Source organism: Actinosynnema sp. ALI-1.44 (genome assembly GCF_001984155.1).
Lineage (GTDB): Bacteria > Actinomycetota > Actinomycetes > Mycobacteriales > Pseudonocardiaceae > Kibdelosporangium.
This window is the reverse complement of the sequence record NZ_MTQO01000050.1, coordinates 433,438-455,698: the sequence shown is the minus strand read 5'-3', so window position 1 is coordinate 455,698 and position 22,261 is coordinate 433,438. Positions and strand designations below refer to the sequence as shown.

At 67.3% G+C, this 22,261-nt stretch carries 28 protein-coding genes; 10 read left to right on the top strand and 18 right to left on the bottom strand.

The features are described 5' to 3' along the window. The first annotated feature begins 187 nt into the window (after nt 1-187). Nucleotides 188-1,879, top strand: coding sequence for a hypothetical protein (locus ALI144C_RS34635; protein ID WP_076991391.1), 1,692 nt, complete (start codon nt 188-190; stop codon nt 1,877-1,879). Here ALI144C_RS34635 and ALI144C_RS34630 read toward each other — a convergent pair. The 3 genes from ALI144C_RS34630 to ALI144C_RS55875 all read right to left on the bottom strand — a co-directional run bounded on the left by ALI144C_RS34630 (nt 1,863) and on the right by ALI144C_RS55875 (nt 3,550). Then, nucleotides 1,863-2,744, bottom strand: coding sequence for a PHP domain-containing protein (locus ALI144C_RS34630; RefSeq protein WP_193441245.1), 882 nt, complete (start codon nt 2,742-2,744; stop codon nt 1,863-1,865). The two genes, ALI144C_RS34635 and ALI144C_RS34630, sit on opposite strands and share 17 nt — an antisense overlap. Nucleotides 2,745-2,806: 62 nt before the next feature. Further along, on the bottom strand, nt 2,807-3,367 hold the full coding sequence (locus tag ALI144C_RS34625) for a PH domain-containing protein (RefSeq protein ID WP_076991390.1): 561 nt from the start codon (nt 3,365-3,367) through the stop codon (nt 2,807-2,809). 18 nt (nt 3,368-3,385) lie between these two features. Beyond that, complete coding sequence (locus ALI144C_RS55875; protein WP_168211420.1) at nt 3,386-3,550, bottom strand: hypothetical protein; 165 nt, start codon at nt 3,548-3,550, stop codon at nt 3,386-3,388. Between the two features lie 164 nt (nt 3,551-3,714). Between ALI144C_RS55875 and ALI144C_RS34620 the strand changes: the two genes are divergently transcribed. Continuing rightward, a complete protein-coding gene (locus ALI144C_RS34620; protein ID WP_076991389.1) occupies nt 3,715-4,119 on the top strand; it encodes an NUDIX hydrolase in 405 nt (134 codons plus the stop codon). A 9-nt stretch (nt 4,120-4,128) separates the two neighbouring features. On the opposite strand, the gene ALI144C_RS34615 is transcribed toward ALI144C_RS34620, so the two are convergent. After that, nucleotides 4,129-5,238, bottom strand: a complete 1,110-nt coding sequence (locus ALI144C_RS34615; RefSeq protein ID WP_076991563.1) for a DUF2332 domain-containing protein — start codon at nt 5,236-5,238, stop codon at nt 4,129-4,131. After that, complete coding sequence (locus ALI144C_RS34610) at nt 5,235-5,738, bottom strand: MaoC family dehydratase (RefSeq protein WP_076991562.1); 504 nt, start codon at nt 5,736-5,738, stop codon at nt 5,235-5,237. The genes ALI144C_RS34615 and ALI144C_RS34610 overlap by 4 nt, the downstream gene beginning before the upstream one ends. 298 nt (nt 5,739-6,036) lie before the next feature. On the opposite strand from ALI144C_RS34610, the gene ALI144C_RS34605 reads away from it, so the two are divergent. From ALI144C_RS34605 to ALI144C_RS34590, 5 genes are all read left to right on the top strand, one after another. Beyond that, on the top strand, nt 6,037-7,116 hold the full coding sequence (locus ALI144C_RS34605; protein WP_076991561.1) for a magnesium and cobalt transport protein CorA: 1,080 nt from the start codon (nt 6,037-6,039) through the stop codon (nt 7,114-7,116). Nucleotides 7,117-7,189: 73 nt separating this feature from the next. Continuing rightward, the gene (locus ALI144C_RS55870; protein ID WP_168211419.1) at nt 7,190-7,339 is read left to right on the top strand and encodes a hypothetical protein; all 150 of its coding nucleotides are present in this window, start codon (nt 7,190-7,192) and stop codon (nt 7,337-7,339) included. 80 nt (nt 7,340-7,419) lie between these two features. Continuing rightward, nucleotides 7,420-8,094 (top strand): metallophosphoesterase family protein, encoded by a 675-nt coding sequence (locus ALI144C_RS34600; protein WP_076991388.1) that lies wholly within the window; start codon nt 7,420-7,422, stop codon nt 8,092-8,094. Continuing rightward, complete coding sequence (locus ALI144C_RS34595; RefSeq protein WP_076991560.1) at nt 8,087-8,920, top strand: chromosome partitioning protein ParB; 834 nt, start codon at nt 8,087-8,089, stop codon at nt 8,918-8,920. Before ALI144C_RS34600 ends, ALI144C_RS34595 begins: the two co-directional genes overlap by 8 nt. 6 nt (nt 8,921-8,926) lie before the next feature. Next, a complete protein-coding gene (locus tag ALI144C_RS34590) occupies nt 8,927-9,859 on the top strand; it encodes a hypothetical protein (RefSeq protein ID WP_076991387.1) in 933 nt (310 codons plus the stop codon). Here the strand turns inward: ALI144C_RS34590 and ALI144C_RS34585 are convergent. The 9 genes from ALI144C_RS34585 to ALI144C_RS34545 form a co-directional block, all read right to left on the bottom strand. Then, on the bottom strand, nt 9,834-10,817 hold the full coding sequence (locus tag ALI144C_RS34585) for a hypothetical protein (protein WP_076991386.1): 984 nt from the start codon (nt 10,815-10,817) through the stop codon (nt 9,834-9,836). The two genes, ALI144C_RS34590 and ALI144C_RS34585, sit on opposite strands and share 26 nt — an antisense overlap. A gap of 83 nt (nt 10,818-10,900) precedes the next feature. Continuing rightward, complete coding sequence (locus ALI144C_RS34580; RefSeq protein WP_076991385.1) at nt 10,901-11,338, bottom strand: type II toxin-antitoxin system VapC family toxin; 438 nt, start codon at nt 11,336-11,338, stop codon at nt 10,901-10,903. Then, nucleotides 11,335-11,664, bottom strand: a complete 330-nt coding sequence (locus ALI144C_RS34575; protein WP_076991384.1) for a transcriptional regulator — start codon at nt 11,662-11,664, stop codon at nt 11,335-11,337. Before ALI144C_RS34575 ends, ALI144C_RS34580 begins: the two co-directional genes overlap by 4 nt. A 50-nt stretch (nt 11,665-11,714) precedes the next feature. After that, complete coding sequence (locus tag ALI144C_RS34570) at nt 11,715-12,896, bottom strand: ABC transporter ATP-binding protein (RefSeq protein ID WP_076991559.1); 1,182 nt, start codon at nt 12,894-12,896, stop codon at nt 11,715-11,717. A gap of 2 nt (nt 12,897-12,898) precedes the next feature. Beyond that, nucleotides 12,899-13,741, bottom strand: a complete 843-nt coding sequence (locus ALI144C_RS34565) for a carbohydrate ABC transporter permease (protein WP_076991383.1) — start codon at nt 13,739-13,741, stop codon at nt 12,899-12,901. Beyond that, complete coding sequence (locus ALI144C_RS34560; protein ID WP_076991382.1) at nt 13,741-14,670, bottom strand: carbohydrate ABC transporter permease; 930 nt, start codon at nt 14,668-14,670, stop codon at nt 13,741-13,743. The genes ALI144C_RS34565 and ALI144C_RS34560 overlap by 1 nt, the downstream gene beginning before the upstream one ends. After that, complete coding sequence (locus ALI144C_RS34555; RefSeq protein WP_076991381.1) at nt 14,667-15,986, bottom strand: ABC transporter substrate-binding protein; 1,320 nt, start codon at nt 15,984-15,986, stop codon at nt 14,667-14,669. Before ALI144C_RS34555 ends, ALI144C_RS34560 begins: the two co-directional genes overlap by 4 nt. Before the next feature lie 191 nt (nt 15,987-16,177). Then, on the bottom strand, nt 16,178-16,741 hold the full coding sequence (locus ALI144C_RS34550; protein WP_076991380.1) for a general stress protein: 564 nt from the start codon (nt 16,739-16,741) through the stop codon (nt 16,178-16,180). Nucleotides 16,742-16,757: 16 nt separating this feature from the next. Continuing rightward, nucleotides 16,758-17,216, bottom strand: coding sequence for a winged helix-turn-helix transcriptional regulator (locus ALI144C_RS34545; RefSeq protein WP_076991379.1), 459 nt, complete (start codon nt 17,214-17,216; stop codon nt 16,758-16,760). 77 nt (nt 17,217-17,293) lie between these two features. On the opposite strand from ALI144C_RS34545, the gene ALI144C_RS34540 reads away from it, so the two are divergent. Next, nucleotides 17,294-17,950 carry a DUF899 domain-containing protein gene (locus ALI144C_RS34540; RefSeq protein ID WP_076991378.1) on the top strand — a complete coding sequence of 219 codons (657 nt, stop codon included), beginning with the start codon at nt 17,294-17,296 and terminating at the stop codon, nt 17,948-17,950. A 29-nt stretch (nt 17,951-17,979) separates the two neighbouring features. Here the strand turns inward: ALI144C_RS34540 and ALI144C_RS34535 are convergent, their stop codons facing one another. From ALI144C_RS34535 to ALI144C_RS34530, 3 genes are all read right to left on the bottom strand, one after another. Next, nucleotides 17,980-19,176, bottom strand: a complete 1,197-nt coding sequence (locus tag ALI144C_RS34535) for an acyl-CoA dehydrogenase family protein (protein ID WP_076991377.1) — start codon at nt 19,174-19,176, stop codon at nt 17,980-17,982. A gap of 79 nt (nt 19,177-19,255) precedes the next feature. Beyond that, entirely contained in the window at nt 19,256-19,405 is a 150-nt protein-coding gene (locus tag ALI144C_RS55865; RefSeq protein WP_157232876.1) for a hypothetical protein, read from the bottom strand. A 144-nt stretch (nt 19,406-19,549) separates the two neighbouring features. After that, nucleotides 19,550-19,831: a hypothetical protein gene (locus ALI144C_RS34530; protein ID WP_076991376.1), complete on the bottom strand. Its 282-nt coding sequence runs from the start codon at nt 19,829-19,831 to the stop codon at nt 19,550-19,552. 96 nt (nt 19,832-19,927) lie between these two features. On the opposite strand from ALI144C_RS34530, the gene ALI144C_RS34525 reads away from it, so the two are divergent. Both ALI144C_RS34525 and ALI144C_RS34520 read left to right on the top strand, forming a co-directional pair. Next, nucleotides 19,928-21,196: a magnesium transporter MgtE N-terminal domain-containing protein gene (locus ALI144C_RS34525; RefSeq protein WP_076991375.1), complete on the top strand. Its 1,269-nt coding sequence runs from the start codon at nt 19,928-19,930 to the stop codon at nt 21,194-21,196. Further along, nucleotides 21,189-21,731 (top strand): DUF1003 domain-containing protein, encoded by a 543-nt coding sequence (locus ALI144C_RS34520; RefSeq protein WP_076991374.1) that lies wholly within the window; start codon nt 21,189-21,191, stop codon nt 21,729-21,731. The genes ALI144C_RS34525 and ALI144C_RS34520 overlap by 8 nt, the downstream gene beginning before the upstream one ends. 18 nt (nt 21,732-21,749) lie before the next feature. Here the strand turns inward: ALI144C_RS34520 and ALI144C_RS34515 are convergent, their stop codons facing one another. Beyond that, the gene (locus tag ALI144C_RS34515; protein ID WP_076991558.1) at nt 21,750-22,169 is read right to left on the bottom strand and encodes a MarR family winged helix-turn-helix transcriptional regulator; all 420 of its coding nucleotides are present in this window, start codon (nt 22,167-22,169) and stop codon (nt 21,750-21,752) included. Between the last annotated feature and the right edge of the window lie 92 nt (nt 22,170-22,261).

Genomic DNA, 22,261 nt, shown 5'->3' with positions numbered 1-22,261 from the left:
CGTCGGTGTTCGGCAATCGTTCGCAGAACCTTGGTCAACCCCCAGTACCCGGGTCTGGCGGACAACGGCGACCCGTCCGCGTCCCGGGGGTGAGCGGGTAGAACGCGGACGGGTCACCCGTTAGGCCATTCGAGTGGAGCATGCGCCGGGCCAGTAACCAATTCACCGGTGCGGATTACATCCTGGCGTGGAGCTGAGCACGAGCCAGGCGTCCGTGTCCGACCAGGTCAAGTCTTTGCTGGCAGCCGGAACGCGCGTGATCAACCTGGTCGGCCCGATCGGGGTCGGCAAGTCCACCATCCTCTCCGCACTGGCCGCGGACCACTGTTTGTCACAGACAGTGACCTTCCTCGACGACCCCGCCGACGTCGGCCCGAACGACCCGCCTGCCGTTCTGGCGAGCCGCAAACCTGCGCATGGGGTCGTCATCGATGTGCCGCGCTGGACTGCGCCCGAGGTGGCGGAACTGGCCGCGCGGCTCGGCGTCGACCACGACATCGTCACGGTGTTGTCCGGCGGGCTGCCCTTGGTGGTCGGCAGTCTGTGCCGGGCGTTGCGCGAGGTCCCGCCGGACGTGCCAGGCGCGGTCGCCGACCGGGCACTGCGCGAGATGCGGCTCGAACCCCGGTTCGCCGAAGCACTCGCGGACCTGGCCGTCGTCGGCCGGGCCGACGAGGAGCTGCTGACCGAACTGGCCGAGCTCCCGCGTGACCACGACTGGTTCGCCGACCTGGCCGACTCGTGCCTGGTCACCGCGACCACGACCGGCCTCGCGGTGATCGAGCCGTTCCGGACGCTGCTGGATCTGCGGTACCGCTGGCGCGAACCGGTGGCGCACCGGACGGCCATCACCAAGGCGGCAGTCCGCACCCGGCGGCTGCTCGCCGCCGCGACCGACAGCGAGATCCGCCAGGCGCTCACGGAGCAATCGCTGTTCCTCACCGATGATCCCCTTGTCCGGCAGTCGCTGTTCCCGCCGTCGAACCAGGACCCCCGCGTCCGCAAGGCTTCCCCCGACGAGTACGACGAGATCGCCGTGTTCGTGCGGGAATGGGCCCGGCAGGGCGGGCTCAACCCGGCGAGGACCAACCGGATGCTCGACGACTGGCTGACGCACGCCGCCGACGGGTTCAACCTGGTGTGCGGGCCGGACGGCCACCCCGTCGGGATGAGCTTCACCCCGCGGATCACCGACGACACGATGGCGGTGATCGAACCGATCACCCAGCAGCACACCGGAAGTCTCGTCGACGGCGCGTTCGTCGGCATGGCCGTCTGCGACCCGCGCCAACCGGCCGCACACGCCGCGCTCCTGCGGCACGTCCTCACGGTCGGCGTGCAGCACGGCGGGCTCGTGATAGCCACGCCGTCGCCGCAGTACCAGGCGTTGTCCCGCCGGTTCGGGTTCGACCACCCGGGTGCCGCCCGCCGTGATCCCTACGACTGCGGCCGGGATTCGGAGATATTCACGCAGGACTTCGTTACGTGGGACCGCGTCACGGGCTGGCTGGACGGGCTCGCCGCGGCGGGCGTCGCGCCGCCCGTGCCCGCGGACGTCCGGTGGTGCGCGGCGGAGATCCGCAAGGCGCTCGACCACGTCGGCGATTCCGTGAAACTCGCGCGCAGCCCGTTGGTCGTGATCACCGGTACTCCGGAGGTCCTGCACGACTTCCTGACCACCGCCATCACGGAACTGGCGGGCGCGCGGAACCAGACGACCTCACAGGCCGGGCACATCCTGCACGCGTACTACCTGCGCAGACGACGTGACCACGTCGGCGTCGCCAACCAGCTGCACCTCAGCCGCGCCACGTACTTCCGCCGTCTCGACCACGGCCTGGTCGAGCTGGCCACCCGGTTGCTCAGCCGCTGGACATGACTTTTCCGTGCAGCACGGGAACGACGCCGGACGTGCGGGCGACGAGTTCCGCGAGCGCCTCGGGCGATGTCGACTCCTGGCCGATCCTGATCGTCTTGTTCGTGCCGTGGTAGTCGCTCGAGCCGGTCTTGACCAGGCGCAGGTCGCCTGCCAGCTCGGCCAGTTCCGCGCGGGCGGACGGGGTGTGGTCGGGGTGGTCGACCTCCAGGCCGCTCAGCCCGGCCGCGGCCAGCTCCTTGATCACGTCGGCGGTGAGGGTCGGGCCGCGGTGCCGGGCGAAGGCGTGCGCGAGGACGGTCACGCCACCCGCGTCGGCGATCATCTGGATGGCGGTGTGCACGGGGGTGTCCCGTCTGCTGACCATGAACCGGCCGCGTGAGTTGAGGAACACCCGGAACGCCTCGTCGACCGATTCGACGACACCCGCTTGGACCAACGCCATGGCCAAGTGCGGACGACCGGCGGGCGAGTCCGCCGGGAGCGAGGCGAGCAGGTCGTCCGCGTCGACGGGGTAGCCGTCGGCGGCCATGCGCTTGGCCATCTTGTGCAGGCGCTCGCGCCGTTCAGCGCGCAGCCGGGACTGCTCGGCCACGATCACGGGCGCGTCGGGGTCGAAGAGGTATGCCAGCAGGTGCACGGTGACCACGCCACCGAGCCCGTTCGGGGATTCGCAGGACAGCTCGGCACCCCGGACCAGTGACAGGCCGTCCGGCAGCGCCGCCGCCGCTTCGGCCCAGCCCGCAGTGGTGTCGTGGTCGGTCAACGCGACCACGGACAACCCGGACTCGGCCGCCGTGGTGATCAGTTCTGTCGGCGTGTCCGTGCCGTCCGATACGGACGAGTGCGTGTGCAGGTCGATCACCATGCCATCCAGTGTGCTGCATGGCATGGCTCTCTCCGCACAGGCGCCTGGCCAACGGCCGACCGCTAGCCCGCGGCCTTCTTGCCCAAGGCCGCCTTCTTGGCCTTGATCATCGAGAACCGCTCGGCCTGTGCCTTCTTGTCACCGAACACCAGTTCCGAGATGGCGTCGTAGACCTGCTCCGGCTTCGGCAGGTAGTTGATCTTGTTGAGCGCCTGGATCTGACCAGCCGACTCGACGACCATCGTGCCGTAGCCGAACAGCCTGCCCACCCACGAACGTTCGTACGTGAGGTCCGTCACCTTGCCGATCGGCATCATCAGGACCTTCGTCGTGAACACGCCTGTGGTCATCATGAACCGTTTGTCGGTCACGACGATCCGCTCCACCCACCACTCGAGCACCAGGTAGGCGAACCGGAGCAGCACGATCAGCGCCGCGTACCAGAGCACGTTCTGAAACAGCCACATCGACGGCGGCAGGATGTAGGAGATCATCACGGCGACAGCGAGCAACGCCGCCGCCTCGAAGACATCCCACGCCAGCACCGCCCAATGCCGGCGAACCCGGATCACTCTTCGTTCGGAGTCGAGGAGGTACTCGTCTGGGTCCCTGGGCGCGAACATGTGTCCAGTATCTCGCGATTACCCGCTGAAGACAGTGCGGACGAAGGTAATTACGGCCTCCGCGGCTTCCTTCAGCGTGTCGATGATGTTGGTCACGATGCCCGCCGACTGCGTCGGTTGAGTTACCAGGAAGAACACGAGCAAAGCGACTCCGGTCAACACGAGAATTTTCTTCGTGTTCACGACGACCAACCCCGTCCTTCTTCGCACCCAGTGGCGCCTGTTGAAAACCGTTGTACCGCACGAGGCGGTCACCTGACGAGAGTTGTACAGCACTCGGAGCAGGCGCTCAGAGGCCCGGCCCGATCACGCTACGCTGCGTGGTCGTGCAGGGTGGGCAGGTTCGTATGATCAGGTGCGTCGGAGGGGTGACGCACGACACATATGGCCGTCTTCTGATGGTTAAACGTGCGAACGCCCCTGGTCAGGGCCTGTGGTCCATCCCCGGCGGACGGGTCGAACCCGGTGAGTCCGACGCGGCCGCCGTGGCCCGTGAGCTGCGCGAAGAGACCGGTTTGAGCGTTTCGCTCGGCCGTTTGGTCGGCACCGTCACCCGCCCGGCCGCGAGCGGTTTGTACGAGATCTTCGACTACGAATGCCAGGTCACCGGGGGCGTTCTGCGGGCGGGTGACGACGCCGCCGAGGCCGCATGGGTCGACCTGGCGACGTTCACCACACTCGAACGGACGAATTTGCTCAGCGTCGACCTTGCTCCCACACTTCGGGACTGGTCCATGCTGCCTCGCGCATAGGTTTCGCTGTCACAGCCAGGACAGGCTTTGGCCGTGTGCGCCGGTCCGGCCGAGCAGGCGCGCGTCCGGCTTGCCTGCCTCCCACGTGACGAGACCGAGCAGGCCCCAGTTGTCCTTGGGGTGGTCCTCGAGCTCCGTGCGACCGGGCACCAGGTAGGTCATCGCGGCGAGGTAGTGCTCCTGGCTGACCCACCAGAGGGGTCTGGTGGCCGCCAGCGCGGCCACAGCGGCCACGAACTCCTGCCTCCGATCATCCGACATGTACGGCAGCACGTGGCTCGTCATGACGACGAGAGGCAGCTCCGCGGGCACGTGGCCGGCAGCCGTCGCGAGGTCGTCGACCGCGTCCCCGGCAACCAGCACCGGCCGGTCCTTCTCCTGCATCTCGGCGGCGACGCGCAGCGTGCGGGACCGTTCCGGCTGGTCGGCCCAGACGCAGGCCTCCAGCCAGGCGAGTTCCTCCTCGTCGCGCAGGTCGATCGGCCTGCGGTCGAGCCCCACCTTGGCGCCGACGGCGATCTTCTTCGGCAGCTTGGGCAACGGCTGCCCCGACACGGCGCAGGTCAGCACCAGCGGCGTCTTCGCGGGGCCCGCGTTGACCTGCTCGCCCGCCTCGTTCTGGTAGCGGAAGCCGTAGCGGTCGACGCCGAGCAGCAGGCCCGCGCTGGCGCCGACGTCGAGCAGCCCGATCGGTCCCTTGCTGACCTTGGCGGCCTCCTTGGCCGCCATGGCGATGGCCGGGAACATCGGGGCCGCCCTGCGCACCTCGTTGGTCTGCGTGGTCCGCGTGGAGATCAGCTCCCGCATCTTGTCCGCGCGGTCGAGCACGAACTCGCGGAACAACGTCCAGACGCGCTCGTCCGGTCCGAAGCTGCCGCCCATGGTCAGGTAGTAGCTGGCCAGCTCGATCCACGGCTCCGCCTGGACGAGGCGTTGCGCGGCGGCGAAGAACAGCGTGCCGTGCGCGAAGTTCTCCGGCGCGGCGGCCAGCAGCGCGGCCACCTCGTCGTCGTCCTTCGCCCGGCCGGCCAGTAACTCGTACAGCGGCGAGATCCCGGCGGCCTCGTGCGTGGCGAAGTTGGTCAGCCGCGCCTTGGCCAGCTCAAGCGAGGCCATCAGGCCACGGGCTCCGGCCGACCCGGCTGCTCGCCACCCCGCGCCTGGCCGTACGAGCGTTTGGGAACCATCACCTTGCGGCGGAAGACGCACACGATCGTCCCGTCCTGTTTGTACCCACGAGTCTCCACGTAGACCACCCCACGGTCGTCCTTGGACTTCGACGGTGTCTTGTCCAGCACCTCGGTCTCACCGTAGATCGTGTCACCGTGGAAGGTCGGTTTGACGTGTTTGAGCGATTCCACTTCCAGGTTGGCGATCGCCTTGCCGGACACGTCGGGCACCGACATGCCGAGCAGCAGCGAGTAGATGTAGTTGCCGACCACCACGTTCTTGCCGAAGTCGGTTGTCTCCGCCGCGTAGTGCGCGTCCATGTGCAGCGGGTGGTGGTTCATGGTGATCAGGCAGAACAGGTGATCGTCGTACTCGGTCACCGTTTTGCCAGGCCAGTGCTTGTACACCGCGCCGATCTCGAACTCTTCGAAGTAGCGACCGAACTGCACTTGAACTACCTCCGTGTAACGCTGCCGATGGGCGAGGACGACAGTGTGGTTGCACAGGGAGTATTCTGTGCAACTGGTGTGTGAGCGACTCCACCGCTCGCACGACCCGACCCAGGGAGGTGAGGACAGCTGTGAGTGGCACAGATAGCGCGCCGAGTACCAACAGCGTCCCCACCGGCAGGGTCGGCCTCACCAGCTAGGCCCCGCGGTACCGGCCGGGACGCTCGCAGTGGCCGGGGTTGGACTTGGGTCCCTCCGGCACGTCGCACGCCCGAGCACGACCATGTTGGAGGCCACCATGGCTACGATCCGCCCGCTGAGCGGTCTGCGCGGAAAGCCGGACCGCGGCACCCCGCGACCGCCGTTGCCGGTGCCGGTTTCCGCCTACGTCGTGAACTGCGGGATCTACCGCGACGGCAGCCGCGTCCCCGGCCGTTGGACGCACGCGGACGCGATCGCCGAGGTGCGCAAGCACAATGACGGTTTCGTCTGGATCGGACTGCACGAGCCGGACAGCGACCAGATCACGGGCATCGCGGAGACGTTCGGCCTGCACGAGCTGGCCGTCGAGGACGCGGTGCAGGCGCACCAGCGCCCCAAGCTCGAACGCTACGACGAAACGCTGTTCATGGTGCTCAAGACGGTTCGCTTCGTCGAGCACTCGTCGCCGACCACGGCCAACGAGATCGTGGAGACCGGCGAGCTGATGGCGTTCCTCGGCAAGGACTTCATCGTCACGGTCCGGCACGGCAACCACTCCGGGCTGGCCTCGCTGCGGGCCGAGCTGGACAAGGAGCCGGACCGGCTCAAAGCGGGCCCGGCCGCGGTGCTGCACGCGATCGCCGACCGGGTCGTGGACAGCTACCTCGACGTGTCCGAGCGGTTCGAGAACGACATCGAGGAGATGGAGACCACCATCTTCCAGCCGCGCACGGTGGTCAGCGCCGAGCAGATCTACCTGATGAAGCGCGAGGTGCTCGAACTGCGCCGCGCGGTCACCCCGTTGGCGAACCCGTTGCGGCGCTTGGCAGAGGGCTACACACCACTGGTTCCCGAGCAGATCCGTTCGTACTTCCGCGACGTGGACGACCACCTCACGACGGTGACCGAACGGGTAACGACGTTCGACGAGATGCTGAACACCCTGATCGACGCCACCCTTGCCAAGATCACGCTCCAGCAGAACACCGACATCCGCAAGATCACCGCGTGGGCCGCGATCATCTCGATCCCGACGATGGTGGTCGGCGTGTACGGGATGAACTTCGACTTCATGCCCGAACTGCGCTGGAAGTTCGGATATCCGTTGGTACTGGTGCTGATCGTCGCGGTGTGCACGTGGCTCTACCGGGTGCTGCGCAGGAACCGATGGCTCTAGCCGGGCGACGAAGCCCGGCCGCCAACTCGGTCCCCGCCCCTGCCCACCTCCTGACACCCTGATGGAGGCCACCATGTCCAGGTTCTGGTTCAACCCGATGTTCTGGCTCGTCACCGTGATCGTCGCGTGGCTGGTCCTGATCACGCTGTCCATCGCGGACAACCCCGAGGGCGCACGCGCGCACTCGATGCAAGCCCCGCAGTCCGAACTGCTCACCCGCTAGCGCCGCGTTTCCGCGACCAACGAATGCGGCCTTCGGTGCGCGAAACGCGACCAAGGCGGCATTCGTCCTATGCTCGGCACGTGCCGAGGGTGTTGACCGTGTCCGACGAGGTCGTCGAGTCGCTGTGGACCGACCAGGTCCGCAGGCACTCGGTCGACCTCGTGCTCGCCGCGGGCGACCTGCCGTTCGACTACCTCGAGTACCTCGCCAACGCCCTCGAACTGCCCTGTGTCCTCGTCCCCGGCAACCACGACGCCGACCTGGGCGGCTTCGCCCGCAGGCGCGGGCTCTGGACGCGCGACGGGTTCCCGGCGCGGTGGCCCGGCCCGCAGGGCTGGGTGGACACCGACGGGCGGGTGGTGGACGTCGCCGGGCTGCGGATCGCCGGTCTCGGCGGGTCCATCCGCTACAGCGGCGGCCCGAACCAGTGGACGGAGAGACAGCAGTCGCGGCGGGTGAGATCACTCGCCCGCACCGCTCACCGCCGGTACCGTCGAGATGGGCGAGGCGTGGACGTACTGCTGACGCACGCGCCACCGCTGGGAGTCGGAGACCGGGAGGATCCGCCACACCGCGGCTTCGCCTGCCTGCACGACGCGGTGCGCCGGATGCGTCCGGCGTGGCTGCTGCACGGACACATCCATCCGCATGGTGAACACCTCACCGAACAGCGGCTGGAGGAGACCAGGGTCGTCAACACGGTCGGCTACCGGATCCTGGACATCACACCGGGAGGTGACGGTGCCGATGGGTGACACGGGGTTCCCGCAAGCCGACGCGGAGAACGACTTCCTGCGGGCACGCCGCCGCCAGGTGCTGTCCCGCCTGGCGGCGTGGCTACGCCGCGAACCCGACGACGTCAACATCATGCTGCCGTTCGACGAGGTGGTCGACGCGCTCGGGCGGACCGGCGAACGCAGGCTCGGCCCGCAGGTGATCCGGCTGGACTCGATCGTCGGCAGCGTGGACCGCACCAGGGACTTCGACCGCCGGTTCCGGCCGATGTCCGGCAGGCTGCGGGAGCGCTGGGAGCGCCTGGCCCGCGCGCAGCGCCGGGGTGAGCCGATCCCGCCGATCGAGGTGTACCGCGTCGGCGACCTGCACTTCGTGTCCGACGGGCACCACCGGGTGTCCGTGGCGCACGCACTGGGGCAGGCCACGATCGAGGCCTACGTCACGGAGGTCAGGACCAAGATCTCGGCGAACGGCATCCGCTTCCGCGGCGACCTGATCGTCAAGAATGACCGGCGGCTGTTCCTGGAACGGGTGCCGCTCGCGGGCGCGGCCCGCGCGGCGATGGTCGTCACCGACTCGTGGAACTACACGATCCTGAGCGAAACCGTCGAGGCGTGGGGCTTCCGGCTGATGCAGGACGAATGCCGGTTCCTCAACCGGACCGAGGTCGCGGCCCGGTTCTACGCCGAGGAGTTCGAGCCGGTGGTCGGCATGCTGCGGCAGGCCGGGCTGATCGGCGACCGCACCGAGGCCGAAGCGTATCTGGCGGTGAGCGAGCAGCGCTACCGGCTGATGCGCACCCACCGCTGGGACGACGACGTGATCACCGCGCTGCGCAAGGGATAGCGAGCGATGACCATCGACTTCCTCGCCGGGATCGTGGAAACCGGCGCGGTGCACGGCGTCGACGCCGATCTGGACCCGTCGGTCGTGCACCGCGTCTTCGGCGAGTGCGACCACGTGAACGTCAACGGCCTCTCCTTCTGGTGGGGCTATGGCATCCTGGAGATCTTCTGGGACAAGAGGGAAAGCGGTCACGGCGTCTGGGGAACGCACTTCACCGCGCAGGCGCACCGCCTCGATCCCCCGCTGCGTTGGACCGCCCTGAGCGGTGAACTCGCTCGGCGTGGCGTCGAGATGGTCGAACTACCGCCCCGGCAACCCGATCAGGAGCACGTGGAGTACTTCCAGCCGGTCTCGAAGATCATGGTGATGGTGCGCCGGTCCGGCGGTGAGATCCACAACGTGCAGTCCCGGTTCCAGATGCTGTACCCGGACCACGACTGGGGCGCCTGGGACGCGGTCAAGCAAAGCCTGAAGCACGCGCTCACGCTCTCCCCGGACGAGCGGGTCGCCTGGATCGAGCGCGGCAAACCGGCGGAGAACGTGGCCGCCTGGTGGCACTACCGCTGCCGTGTGATCACCGGGCACTCGTGGAGCTTCGGAACGTTGCCCGACCGCGCGGACTGGGTGAAGTTCGCGTTCTGGGCGTGGGGCCACGCAGGCACGCTCGGCGTCCCGTCGGCCGTGGTGGCCCGCGAGGTCGCCGCGTACAGCGCCATCCTGGAGGACCTGCACCCCGAGTTCGACCGGCCGTCAGCCGATTCCCTGGTCCGCCCGTGCCTGGAACACCTGACCGGTGCGATGGACCGCTCGGACAAGGACCTCATCGCCGCGGCGGCCCTGCACCGGCACGCCATCCAGGCCCCGGCGCTGGTGGCCGGCGTGGACCAGTGGATCGCGAAGCGGGCCGACCTCCCTAGCGTTTCCCTCCGGAGGTGCTGACGCGCTCGGGCGACGGACGTACCTCGTCCATCAGCCGGTCCGCGTAGTTGTCGAGCAGCCGTGTACCGACCTGTTGTGCGTACCCGAAAAGCACAGCCCAGAGCAGCAGGGCGGCCTGCGACCCGACGTACACGATCCCGCTGACCAGCCCCGCGCCCAACGCGAGCAGCCCGACCGCGGACAACGTGGCACCCAGCAGGATCTTCACCAGCGCCTGGTATCCGACGAGGACGTACGGCGACAGGTCCGGTCTGCGCCGGATCAGTAGTAGCACAACGGAAATCGTCGCACCCAGCGCACCGAAGAGCTGGACCATCCAGACGTCCCACCCGCTCGCCGCACCGGTCCCCGTCGGGCACAACGGTTGGTGTACAGCCATGTTCGGCGGCATGCACATCGGGACGAGGCCGGGTTTGATCAGTCCGACCAACCCCAAGGTGAAGTTGAGGACGAACAAGGCCAGGCTGATGACGATCAGCTTGTTGCGCAACGCCCTCGCGGCGGCGTGTGCGTCGTCCGACGCGTCGAAGGCCGCTCGCATCGCGTCCACGACCGTCGCACGGTCGGGGTTCTCCCGTTCCATGGCGGCACGGCGCGGGTCGCCCTCTTCGAGGTACATCCGCACCCGGGCCCGCAGCCCAGGCAGTTTCGACGGCAGATCAGGATCCGCTGCGGCCAGGTAGATCTCGGCCTCGTGCAGCGCACGCCACGCGCGTTCGATGTGCCAGCCCGACCACCAGGAAGCCCCGGAACGCCACCACTTGTTGTCCGCACTCCGCAGCGCGGCATCCACGATCTCCAGCGAAACGTCGGCTGCCTTACGCGCGACCTCACTCGCCGGGACCGGCGGCAACGCAGCCAGATCCGCCCGAACCCGCCGTGCCCGTGATTCGACCGTCAACTGCCAATCGGTGACATCGGCACCGACCTGCCAACCGACAGTGACATTCTCGGCCATGATCGATCACCCCGAGTACAGGATGACATTCACACAGTGCCGGTTTCAGGGGCCGAACGAGTGGTTTCACCTGGTCAGGGCCGCTACCCGGGAAGCAACGCGAATCCCTCCTTCTCCGCCGCGGCACGCAGCTTCTTGCCCCACGCCGCGAACACGCTGATGTCCGGGTCCGCCTCGGCAGCGAGTATCGCGGAAGCGAGCTGGATCGCGTCAAGCGATCGCATCCCATGCCGACGGGCCAACCGGGCCGCCGCCTCCGTGATCACTTTGTCCACGCCGACTACGCCGAACTTGGAGTCCTCGTCCTCGGTACCGTGGTAGTCGGCCTCGAAACCGGCAACCAGCAATTCGGCTTGCTTGTCGTTGATGTCGCCGAGCCGCATCTTGTGCCAGAGCGCCGACGGCACCTCCACCCGAGCCAGTTGCGACACGACCATGAAGGGGACAGTCCGAATCACCTCGCAATCCGGCTCATCGACGTAGATCTTCACCAGCGCCGACGAATCGGCGTACACAGTCACTCGCCCCGCTCCTCGCTGACAATGTCGGACAGCGGAGTTCCCTTACCTGCCGCCTTCCTGGCCTTCTCGAATTCCTCCCGCGACGGGCGCACCCGGTACCGCTCATGACCATGCTCATCCACATAGACAGGCATGGTCACGGCCAAGAGGTCCACCCGCGCAAGACGTTCCCTGACCCGGGCCGCTTCATCACTGACCAGGTCCGGATTGGTCGCGGCCTCCAGCACCAGGGTCATGAAGTCGTTCATGCTGCGCCGTTGCGCCGCAGCAGCCTTGCGGACCCGATCCACTAATGCGTCTTCTGCTCGCCAGCTCACTTGCGCCATGCTTGCATGCTACCATCAAGACAGCATGCAAGCACGGCGATTTCGTGATGTCATCCGGCGTAGGTGAGGTTCTTCCCGTTCGACGGGTCGAAGAGCAGCACCTTGTCGGCGTCGAACCAGACGTCCAACGACTCGCCCTGGCGGGCGTCCGAAGCCGCGGAAAGCCTGGTCACGACCTGCGAACCGCTGTCGGGTACGTCGGCGGAGCCCGAGTCGGCCGCCAGCTCCTCCAACTCCTGGGACGTGGCCTGGTCGCCTTCCACGGTGAAGTAGGCGTACTTGTCCGACCCCATCGACTCGAGCACGTCCACCGTCGCGGCGAAGGTCGCGCCGCCCGCTTTGGCCGAGTCGTCGAGCAGGTGGGCGTCTTCGAAGTGCTCGGGCCGGATGCCGAGGATCACCTCGCGGGACGCGCCCGCCTTCTCGACCAGCGCACGGATCCGGTCGGTCAGCGCGAACTTGCCGATCGGCGAGTTGACCTCGTTGTCGGCCAGCGTCGCGGGCAGGAAGTTCATCGACGGCGAGCCGATGAACCCCGCCACGAACAGGTTCGCGGGCTGCTCGTACAGGAACTGCGGCGACCCGATCTGCTGCACGATGCCGCCGCGCAGCACCACGACCCGGTCACCGAGGGTCATCGCCTCGGTCTGGTCGTGCGTCACGTACACCGTCGTGGTGCCGAGCTGCTTCTGCAGCTTGGACAGCGACGTCCGCATCTGCACGCGCAGCTTCGCGTCCAGGTTGGACAGCGGCTCGTCCATCAGGAACGCCTTGGGGCTGCGCACGATCGCCCGGCCCATCGCGACGCGCTGGCGCTGGCCACCGGACAGGTTGCCCGGCTTGCGGTCGAGGTGCTGGGTCAGGTCGAGCGTGGCCGCGGCCTGCTCGACCTTCTGCCTGACGATCTTGTCGTCCACTTTGGCCAGCCGGAGCGGGAACGCCATGTTCTCCCGCACGCTCATGTGCGGGTACAGCGCGTACGACTGGAACACCATCGCGATGTCCCTGTCCTTCGGCGCCTTCTCGTTCACGCGCTGGCCGTCGATGCGCAGCTCACCGTCGGAGATGTCCTCGAGCCCGGCGATCATGTTCAGCGTCGTGGACTTCCCGCAGCCGGACGGGCCGACCAGGATGACGAACTCGCCGTCGGCGATGGTGAAGTCCGCTTCGGATACCGCGAGCGCACCGTCCGGGTACCGCTTGGTCACCTTGTCAAGCACGATTTCAGCCATCATCAACCCTTTACGGCACCAGAGGTCAGCCCCGCGACGATGCGGCGCTGGAAGAACAACACGAACAGGATGATCGGGATGGTGATCACGACGGCCGCGGCCGACACCGTCCCGGTCGGGTCCTCGAAGTACGAGGCGCCGGTGAAGAACTGCAACGCGGCGGGCACCGTGCGCGACGCGTTCGTCGACGTCAGCGAGATCGCGAAGAGGAAGTCGTTCCAGCAGAAGATGAACACCAGGATGGCCGTGGTGAACACGCCGGGCGCCGCCAGCGGCGCGATCACCTTGCGGAACGCCTGCCCCGGCGTCGCGCCGTCCATCTTGGCCGCCTTCTCCAGCTCCCACGGGATCTCGCGGAAGAACGCCGACAGGGTGTAGATCGACAGCGGCAGCGCGAACGTGATGTACGGCAGGATCAGGCCGGGCCACGTGTCGAACAGCCCGAGTGCCCGCTCCATGTCGAACAGCGGTGACACCAGCGAGACCTGCGGGAACATCGCGATCAGCAGCGAGACGCCGACCAGCGCCCGCTTGCCGGGGAAGTCCAGCCGGGCGATGGCGTACGCGGCCATCGTGCCGAGGACCACCGCGATCACCGTCGCGATCACCGCGATGCCGATCGAGTTCACCAGCGCCCGCAGGAAGTCCGTGGTCTGGAAGATGTCGACGTAGTTCTGGAACGTCCACTCGGTCGGGATGAAGCTCTTGTCGGTGATCGCCGACTTGGTCTTCAGCGACAGCGACAGGATCCACAGCACCGGTACGAGTGCGTAGACCACCACGACGATGTCGATCAGTGTCCACCGGGCGACCCGGCCCGGCGTACGGGTCGTCATCATGGCCATCAGCGCTTACCTCCTGGGTCGGAACCAGGCGCGGCCGTACCGAACACCTTGATGAAGACGAACGCGATGATCGCGACCGTGATGAAGATCAGCACCGACATCGTCGAGCCGATACCGAGGTTCAACCCCTTGATCAGGTTGTTGTAGGTCTGGATCGACACCGACGACGTGCCGGGCGTGAGCACGAAGAGGTTGTCGAAGATGCGGAACGCGTCGAGCGTGCGGAACAGCAGCGCCACCAGGATCGCCGGCTTCATCACCGGCACCATCACCTTGGTGAACCGCTGCCACGGCCCGGCGCCGTCCATCGACGCCGCCTTCAGCAGGTCGTCCGGCACCAGCGCCAGGCCTGCCATCAGCAGCAACGCCATGAACGGCGTGGTCTTCCACACCTCGGCGAGCACGACCGTGAAGAACGCGGCCGTCTTGTCGGTCAGGGCACCCGCCGACACGAGGTCGCTGAGGTACCCGGTCTTGTCGTCCCACGCGTAGCGCCACGAGAACGCGGCGACCACGGTCACGATGCCGTACGGGATCAGGGAAACCGTGCGGACGAGACCGCGGCCCACGATCGTGCGGTGCATGATCAGCGCGAGGCACATGCCCAGCACCAGTTCGAGGATCACCGACACGACCGTGATCAGCATGGTCAGCCCGAACGCGTCCCACCAGTACCCGCTGCCGAGCACGGTGATGTAGTTGTCCAGGAAGACGAACTCGCTCTGGTTGGGGAACCTCAGGTCGTAACGCTGCATGGACAGCCAGATCGAGTAGATCACCGGCCAGCCGGTGACGGCGATCATCACGAGCGCGGCGGGCGCGCAGAGCAGCAGGCCGAGTTTGCGCTCGGCCCGTTTGCCTTCGCTGAGCTCCTGCTTCGGCTTCTTGGCCGCCTTGGCCGGTGCGGGTTTCACCGCGGCGTGGGTCACGGCAGGATCCCTTTCGACTGGAGCGCATCCTGCAGTTCACGGCGCAGGCGGTCGGCCGTGGCCGGTGGATCGATGTCGCCGGGCGGGGACAGGATCGCCGAGATCACCGTCGACGCGTTCTGGTACGCCGGGGTCAGCGGCCGCGACTCGGAGGCCTTGAGCGACTCGAAGACGGCGTCCTTCATCGGGTACGCCATCACCATCGTCGGGTTCGTCTTCTCGTCGACCGGCTTGTCCCTGTCGACCGGCGTCGGGTCGTCGTACACCGACTGGATGGTCGGCGGCAGCGACTCGTTGATCGCCTGGAACTTCTGGTTGTCGGCGTTGCGCAGGCACAGCGCCGCCTCGAACGACTCCTGCGGGTGCTTCGAGTACGCGCTGACCGCGAGGTTGAAGCCACCGATCGTCGGCTTGGACGGCTGACCGGGGATCACGCCCGGGTACTGCGTCCACTTGAGATGCTGGAACCGGTCCGGCGCGTCGGACTTGATGCTGGCGTAGACGAACGGCCAGTTGAGCTGGAACGCGGCCTTGCTGTTGGCCTGCTGGAAGCCGAGCTGGACCTGTTGTTCCTTGGCCGAGGTCAGATCCGACGACGTGACGCCGACGGACGCGAGCCGCTTGAGGATCTCGAGGCCCTTGACCGCGCCCTGGTCCATCACCACGCTCTTGCCGTCGTCGGACAGGATGTGCCCGCCCGCGGAGTTGACGATGGTGTTGTAGTTGACCACCAGGCCCTCGTACTGGGCCGCCGTCAACAGGATCTGGTACGGCTTGCCGTCCTTCTTGAGCTGCTCGGCCGCCGAGATCATCTCGTCGAACGTCTTCGGCGGCGTCGGCGTGAGCCGGTCGTCGTACCAGAGCAGCTGCACGTTGGTGTTCTTCGTCGCCGAGTACAGCTTTCCGTTCCACTGCGCGGTGCTCAGCGGTCCGGGGAAGACGTCACGTTCCGCCTCGGCCTTGTTCTGTCCCGTCCACTCGAGAATCCACCCCGCCTCGGCGAACTCCGCGACCCACACGACGTCGAGGCCGAGAACGTCCATTTCGGAGTCGTTCGCGGCCAGCCTGCGGACCATCTGCTCGCGCTGCCCGTCACCTTCCCGTGGCAGCTTGTTGTATGCGATGGTGTATCGGCCGTTTGCCTGTTGGTTGCACTTCGCGACGACCTTGTCGAAGACCTGCTCGGGCGAGTAGTACACGTTGATCGTGATGCCCGAATCTGATCCGCATGCGGCCACGAGCGGCGTGGCGATGATCGCCGCCCCCAGAGCCGCGACAAGGCGTCGTCCCCGCGCGGTGCGACTGGCGCTGCGCATGAACCCTGCCTCCTCGTCCTGCGAGGAAACCGGGCATGCCCCTCAGCCGCGCGCCCGGCACCTCGATGTGCCCCCGAACGCGGTGTGCCCAACCTCACCCGTGACGCGCTCGGGCCCACTGAACTTAGGCGGCTTGATCACCCCTCGCAAGCGATTGGAGGAGTGTCTGCAGAAACGATTGCGTGAAGCTTCTACGGGGTACCACCCGATGGGCGCATTGACAGCTTCGCCAGCAGGTCCCGGCCGCGTTCGGCGTTCCTCGGCTGGCAGAGCACGTCGTAGCGGCCCGCCACCAACTGGCTCGCCGACGCGAAGTCACGCCGCCCCCGTGTCGACATGTAGCTGACGGCCGCGAAGGTCAGGCCGAACAGCACGCCCGCGGCGACCCCGACAAGAACCGGAACGAGTGACACGCCCTGGTTGGAGAAGTACGCGAGCAGGATGCCGACGAACAGGCCGAACCACGCACCGGACAGCGCGCCGGTGCCGAGCACCTTTCCCCACGTCAACCGGCCGACGATGCGCTCGACCAGCATCAGGTCGACCCCGACGATGGTCACCTCGGTGACGGGGAAGTCCTGACCGGCCAGGTGCTCGACCGCGCGTTGAGCGCCCTCGTAGGTGTCGTAGGAGCCGATCGGCCAGCCCGATGGCGGCGTCGGCAACCGGGGCAACCCCGGATTGGGCCGCCCTTGCCCAGAGAAACCACCGGCCACGACATTCACCTCTTCCACGCCGCACAGCAGTGCTTCCATCCTGCCAAGCCGGACATCAGGACGCGAACCCGGCCGTCGCGGGGCCCGGCAGAACGTCGATGTCAGCCGGGGTCATGGGCTTGTGGCAGACGGAGCAGGACAGCTCGACATGACTGATCTCACCGCACGCGTGGTGCCGGTAGAGCACAGGAGGGCCGGCCGTGCCGGCGGTCCACCGGTCACCCCACTTGACCATCACCATCAGCAGTTCGACCAACTCCAGCCCCTTGTCGGTGAGCACGTACTCGAACCGGCCGCCGGAGTACGGGCGCCGGTCGAGCACGTCGTTGGCGACGAGCCACTTGAGGCGTTCGGTGAGCACCTTGCGGGAGATCCCGAGGTCCTGCTGGATCTGGTCGAAGCGGCTGAAGCCGACGTAGACGTCGCGGAGGATGAGCGGCGACCACGGCTCGCCGATGACGTCGAGGGTGCGGGCGATCGAACAGGCCATCTCACCGAACTGGGTCCGCTGCATGGGATCGAGCCTACCTCTTGCAGGTTCCCTGAAGGAACTTATAGAGTGAGGGTTCCCTCAAGGAACTGGAGTCGACGATGAACCGTCCACCCGTGGTCACGGCAGCGGAGTGGCAGAAGGCCAGGGAAGCCTTGCTGGCCAAGGAGAAGGAGCACACCAGGGCGCTGGACGCACTGGCCGCGCAGCGACGCAGGCTGCCGATGGTGCGCCTCTCGCCCGACTACGTGTTCACCAGCCACGACGGCGCACCGGGAAACCTGATCGACCTGTTCGACGGCGAGCAGCAGCTGGTCGTCTACCACTTCATGCTGCAGCCGGGCAGCGACCACATCTGCGACGGTTGCGGCTCGTTCACCGACAACCTCGCACAGGACCAGACGCACCTCAACGCCCGCGACACCCGGCTGGTTCTGATGTCTCCCGCGCCGCACCAGCAGATCGCTGGTGTGCGGACCCGGTTCGGCTGGCGGTTGCCGTGGTACTCGGCCTACGGCAACGCTTTCTACGACGACTTGGGGCTCGGCGGCGGGTTCGGGCTGAGTGTGCTGCTGCGGGACGGCGACGAGGTGTTCCGCACCTACTACACGGACGGTCGCGGCGTCGACCGGTTGCGCACGGACCACAACCTGCTCGACCTCACTCCATATGGCCGCAAGGAGGTCTGGGAGGACTCTCCGGACGGTTGGCCGCAGGAGCCCACTTGGAACCGGGTTCGGTTGCGGGACGAGTACTGAAGAGCCCAGGACCCACCGCACAACCGGTTTCAGCCCCGGGACTTGTACTCCCTCAGCAGTCCTCGGCTGATGATGGTCTTCTGGATCTCGCTGGTGCCCTCACCGATCAGCAGGAACGGAGCCTCGCGCATCAGGCGCTCGATCTCGTACTCCTTCGAGTAGCCGTAACCGCCGTGGATCCGGAACGATTCCTGGGTGACCTCGGCGCAGTACTCGGACGCGATCAGCTTGGCCATTCCCGCTTCCACGTCGTTGCGGGCGCCGGAGTCCTTCAGCCGTGCCGCGTTCACCATCATCAGGTGCGCGGCTTCGACCTTCGTCGCCATCTCGGCCAGCTTGAACGCGATCGCCTGGTGTTCGGCGATCGCCTTGCCGAACGTCTTGCGCTGCTGGGCGTACTCGATCGCCAGCTCGAAGGCGCGGATGGCGATCCCGCACGCCCTCGCCGCCACGTTCACGCGGCCGACTTCGACGCCGTCCATCATCTGCGCGAAGCCCCTGCCCGGTGCCTCACCGAGCACGCGCGCGGCGGGCAGGCGGTAGCCGTCGAACACCGCTTCCGTTGTGTCCACGCCCTTGTAGCCCATTTTGTCGATCTTCCCAGGGATCGTCAGGCCGGGCGCGACCTCGCCGAAGCCCGCGGGCTTCTCGACCAGGAACGCGGTCAGGTTCTGGTGGGCTTTCGGTGCGCCCTCGTCGGTCTTGGCCAGCAGGGCGATCAAAGTGGACGTTCCACCGTTGGTCAGCCACATCTTCTGGCCGTCGATCACGTAGTCGTCGCCGTCGCGCTTGGCCTTGGTCTTGATCGCCGCGACGTCCGAGCCGAGGTCCGGCTCCGACATGGAGAACGCGCCGCGCACCTCACCGGTCGCCATCCGCGGCAGGAAGTGCTGCTTCTGCTCGTCCGTGCCGTGCTGCTTGATCATGTGCGCGACGATGAAGTGGGTGTTGATCACGCCGGAGACGCTCATCCAGCCGCGGGCGATCTCCTCGACCACGAGCGCGTACGTCAGCAGGGACTCGCCGAGGCCGCCGTACTCCTCCGGGATGGTCAGGCCGAAGAGGCCCATTTCCTTCATGCCCTCGACGATGTCGGCCGGGTACTCGTCACCGTGCTCGAGGGCTTGGGCGTGCGGGATGACTTCCTTGTCCACGAAGCCCCGGACCGTCGCCAGGATCTCGCTCTGGATGTCGGTCAGTCCGGCTGTCTGGGCAAGGCGAGCCATGGTTTCGCTCCCGTTGGCGTCGATGGCAGTTACCGGCCAGTATCGCGCTTCCCCGGGTTCCCGCAGTGTGAAGCGGCTCTCAGCTCGCGATTTCCAGCTCGTGGCCGCAGTGGCGGCACCCCGCGGCGAACACGTGCACGTCACGCTGGCAGCCCGGGCACGTCCGCATGCTGCGTTCCAGCAGATCGTCGGCCGCACGGCGGCGGAAGATCCGGATGCGTTTGGTCATGACGACCAGGGTTGCCCGTTGCTCCCCCGAGATTACAAATCGATCAAGCTATTTGTGGTCGTGGTCATAGCAACCTGACACGCCGGGTGATTACTCGGTTTTTTCCGGTGATTGCCCTGTGACCTTCGCCGCGTTTCCAGTCGCCTATTCCTGTTCGTCATCGGGCTTTCGTTGTCCGGTAACGCGCTTGGCAACCGTGAGGCGGAAGTGGAACTCCGTCGTGGCACCCCGCAGCCAGACGGCCCACGAGCCGTCGCCGGTCTCGTAGATCTTGCGTTGCTTCTCGAACGCCGGGTGCTGCGGCTGGTACTCCACTGCCAACCGCTCCGTCGCTTCGACCGCGTCGTCTCGCGTGTCGTACTCGCCGACCTCGTACAGTCCCCACCGTTGCCCCTCACCGCGGCCGATGGTCTCCTCGACCAGCACGCATCACACGGTGACCGGGTCCTGCGCACGTGACATATCCCCTAGACGCGCGTGGGGCGCCCGGCGTTCCTGCCGGGTGCGGACTAGCCTGATCGCGTGGGTGCCACCAACCGCGTTTTCGCGGGTCAGCTGGCCGGTCTTGCCGTGTTCGGGCCGGACGGCGAGCGCATCGGCCGCGTCCGCGACGTCGTCGCGGGTCTGCGCGCGGACCGGCTGCCACCGAGGGTCCTCGGTGTCGTCGTCGAACTGGCGACACGGCGGCGCATCTTCGTGCCGATGCTGCGGGTCACGTCGATCGAGGCGAACGCGGTGACGCTGTCGACCGGCTCGGTGAACCTGCGGCATTTCCACCAGCGCCCCAACGAGGTCCTCGTCGTCGGCCAGCTGCTGGACGCACATGTCACCGTCGAGGCCAGCGGGGCGAACGCGGTCGTCGACGACATCGGCATGGAGCCGACCCGCACCCGTGACTGGGTGCTCGGCCGGGTCGCGCTGCGGGAACGCACCGGGCGGTTCGGCAGGCGGGGCCCGGTGCGGATCGTCAAGTGGGAGGACGTGCGCGGCCCCGGTGTCGTCGAGTTGGAGGCGCAACCCCAAGGCGCACAACAACTTCTCACCACCTTCGAAGGGATGCGCGCGGCCGACGTCGCCGCCGTGCTGCGCAGCCTTCCGGTCAAACGGCGCTACGAGGTCGCGGACGCGCTCGACGACGAACGGCTCGCCGACGTGATCGAGGAACTCGGTGACGTGGACCAGAAGGACCTGCTCGCGCACCTCGACGACGAACGCGCCGCCGACATCCTGGAGGCGATGGACCCCGACGACGCCGCCGACCTGCTCGCCGAGCTGTCCGAAATGGACAAGAACAGGCTGCTCGAGCTGATGGAGCCGGAGGAGTCCGAACCGGTCAAGCGCCTGCTCGAGTACTCGGCCGAGTCGGCCGGTGGTCTGATGACGCCGGAGCCGATCGTGCTGACACCGGACGCGACGATCGCGGAAGCGCTGGCGCGCGTGCGCAACCCCGACCTGACGCCCGCGCTGGCCAGCCTGGTGTTCGTGACCCGGCCGCCGTCGGCCACGCCGACCGGCCGGTACCTCGGCTGCGTGCACATCCAGCGCCTGCTGCGTGAACCGCCGTCCGATCTGGTCGCGGGCGTGCTGGACACCGAACTGGCCAAGCTGCCGCCGACCGCGTCGCTGGGCGAGGTGACCAGGTACTTCGCCGCGTACAACCTGGTCTGCGCGCCGGTCGTGGACGAGACCGAGCACCTGCTCGGCGCGGTCACCGTTGACGACGTGCTGGACCACCTGCTGCCGGAAGGCTGGCGGGAGAACGGGTTGTGGGAGGCCACCACCGATGCCTGAACTGCTGACCCGCCGCAGGCTCGACCAGCCCGGCAGGCCGCGCCGGTTCCTCCGGTTCGAGATCGACCCCGAGGCGTTCGGCCGGTTCTCCGAACGGCTGGCGCGGTTCCTCGGCACCGGCAAGTTCCTGTTCTGGCAGACGCTGATCGTGATCGTGTGGATCGCGTTGAACCTCGCGGCCGCGTCGCTGCGATGGGACCCGTACCCGTTCATCCTGCTCAACCTGGCCTTCTCGACGCAGGCGGCGTACGCGGCGCCGTTGATCCTGCTCGCGCAGAACCGGCAGGACGACCGGGACCGGATCTCGCTGGAAGAGGACCGCAAACGAGCCGCGCAGACCAAAGCGGACACCGAATACCTGGCACGTGAGCTGGCCGCGTTGCGACTGGCGGTCGGCGAGGTCGCGACGCGTGACTACCTGCGCGGTGAACTGGACCGGCTCCGCCAGGACCTCAACGTCAACACCAAACCCCGGCGCAAGGCGTCCGCCGACACCATCAAGGACAACCCGGCCTGGCACGACCAGCAGGGCTGATCCGTCGGGGTTGGGCCGTCAGGGTTGAGCGTCGGCTACCCGCCGCGTCAACACCCTCAGGGTCTGCAGCTCCTGTTCGTCAAGCAGTTCGACGAAGTGCTTGACGACACCAGCCAGGTGCGTCCGTGACGCTGTTCCGAGCTTGTTCGCGCCTGCCTGCGTCAGCCGGGCCACGACACCACGGCCGTCGCCGTCGACGCGCTCCCTGACGACAAGGCCTGCCCGCTCGAGCCGATCCACCAGTCGGGTGACACCCGACCGGGACAGCAGGACGGCCTCGGCCAGCTCGGCCATCCGCAGACTTCGGTCCGGCGCCGAGGCGAGCTCGGCCAGCACGTCGTAGGCGCCGAGCGAAAGCCGCTGCTCAGTGAGCAGTTCGGCTTCGAGACACCTGGTCACCTTGGCGTGCGCGCGCAGAAATGAACGCCAAGCGTCCATCTCGCTGCGGGTGGGCAACCGGGTTGCACCTAACTCCGGCACAACTCGATGCTACGGAATGCGCGCAACTGCAAGCGCAGTGCCCTGGTTCA

Excerpts from the sequence above, each read along its gene's own strand:
- ALI144C_RS34630 (WP_193441245.1), bottom strand. The coding sequence starts at position 2,744 with ATGGTGATCGACCTGCACACGCACTCGTCCGTATCGGACGGCACGGAC.
- ALI144C_RS34625 (WP_076991390.1), bottom strand. The coding sequence starts at position 3,367 with ATGTTCGCGCCCAGGGACCCAGACGAGTACCTCCTCGACTCCGAACGA.
- ALI144C_RS34620 (WP_076991389.1), top strand. The coding sequence starts at position 3,715 with ATGATCAGGTGCGTCGGAGGGGTGACGCACGACACATATGGCCGTCTT.
- ALI144C_RS34605 (WP_076991561.1), top strand. The coding sequence starts at position 6,037 with ATGGCTACGATCCGCCCGCTGAGCGGTCTGCGCGGAAAGCCGGACCGC.
- ALI144C_RS55870 (WP_168211419.1), top strand. The coding sequence starts at position 7,190 with ATGTCCAGGTTCTGGTTCAACCCGATGTTCTGGCTCGTCACCGTGATC.
- ALI144C_RS34595 (WP_076991560.1), top strand. The coding sequence starts at position 8,087 with ATGGGTGACACGGGGTTCCCGCAAGCCGACGCGGAGAACGACTTCCTG.
- ALI144C_RS34590 (WP_076991387.1), top strand. The coding sequence starts at position 8,927 with ATGACCATCGACTTCCTCGCCGGGATCGTGGAAACCGGCGCGGTGCAC.
- ALI144C_RS34585 (WP_076991386.1), bottom strand. The coding sequence starts at position 10,817 with ATGGCCGAGAATGTCACTGTCGGTTGGCAGGTCGGTGCCGATGTCACC.
- ALI144C_RS34575 (WP_076991384.1), bottom strand. The coding sequence starts at position 11,664 with ATGGCGCAAGTGAGCTGGCGAGCAGAAGACGCATTAGTGGATCGGGTC.
- ALI144C_RS34570 (WP_076991559.1), bottom strand. The coding sequence starts at position 12,896 with ATGGCTGAAATCGTGCTTGACAAGGTGACCAAGCGGTACCCGGACGGT.
- ALI144C_RS34565 (WP_076991383.1), bottom strand. The coding sequence starts at position 13,741 with ATGGCCATGATGACGACCCGTACGCCGGGCCGGGTCGCCCGGTGGACA.
- ALI144C_RS34555 (WP_076991381.1), bottom strand. The coding sequence starts at position 15,986 with ATGCGCAGCGCCAGTCGCACCGCGCGGGGACGACGCCTTGTCGCGGCT.
- ALI144C_RS34550 (WP_076991380.1), bottom strand. The coding sequence starts at position 16,741 with ATGGAAGCACTGCTGTGCGGCGTGGAAGAGGTGAATGTCGTGGCCGGT.
- ALI144C_RS34545 (WP_076991379.1), bottom strand. The coding sequence starts at position 17,216 with ATGCAGCGGACCCAGTTCGGTGAGATGGCCTGTTCGATCGCCCGCACC.
- ALI144C_RS34540 (WP_076991378.1), top strand. The coding sequence starts at position 17,294 with ATGAACCGTCCACCCGTGGTCACGGCAGCGGAGTGGCAGAAGGCCAGG.
- ALI144C_RS34535 (WP_076991377.1), bottom strand. The coding sequence starts at position 19,176 with ATGGCTCGCCTTGCCCAGACAGCCGGACTGACCGACATCCAGAGCGAG.
- ALI144C_RS55865 (WP_157232876.1), bottom strand. The coding sequence starts at position 19,405 with ATGACCAAACGCATCCGGATCTTCCGCCGCCGTGCGGCCGACGATCTG.
- ALI144C_RS34520 (WP_076991374.1), top strand. The coding sequence starts at position 21,189 with ATGCCTGAACTGCTGACCCGCCGCAGGCTCGACCAGCCCGGCAGGCCG.
- ALI144C_RS34515 (WP_076991558.1), bottom strand. The coding sequence starts at position 22,169 with ATGGACGCTTGGCGTTCATTTCTGCGCGCGCACGCCAAGGTGACCAGG.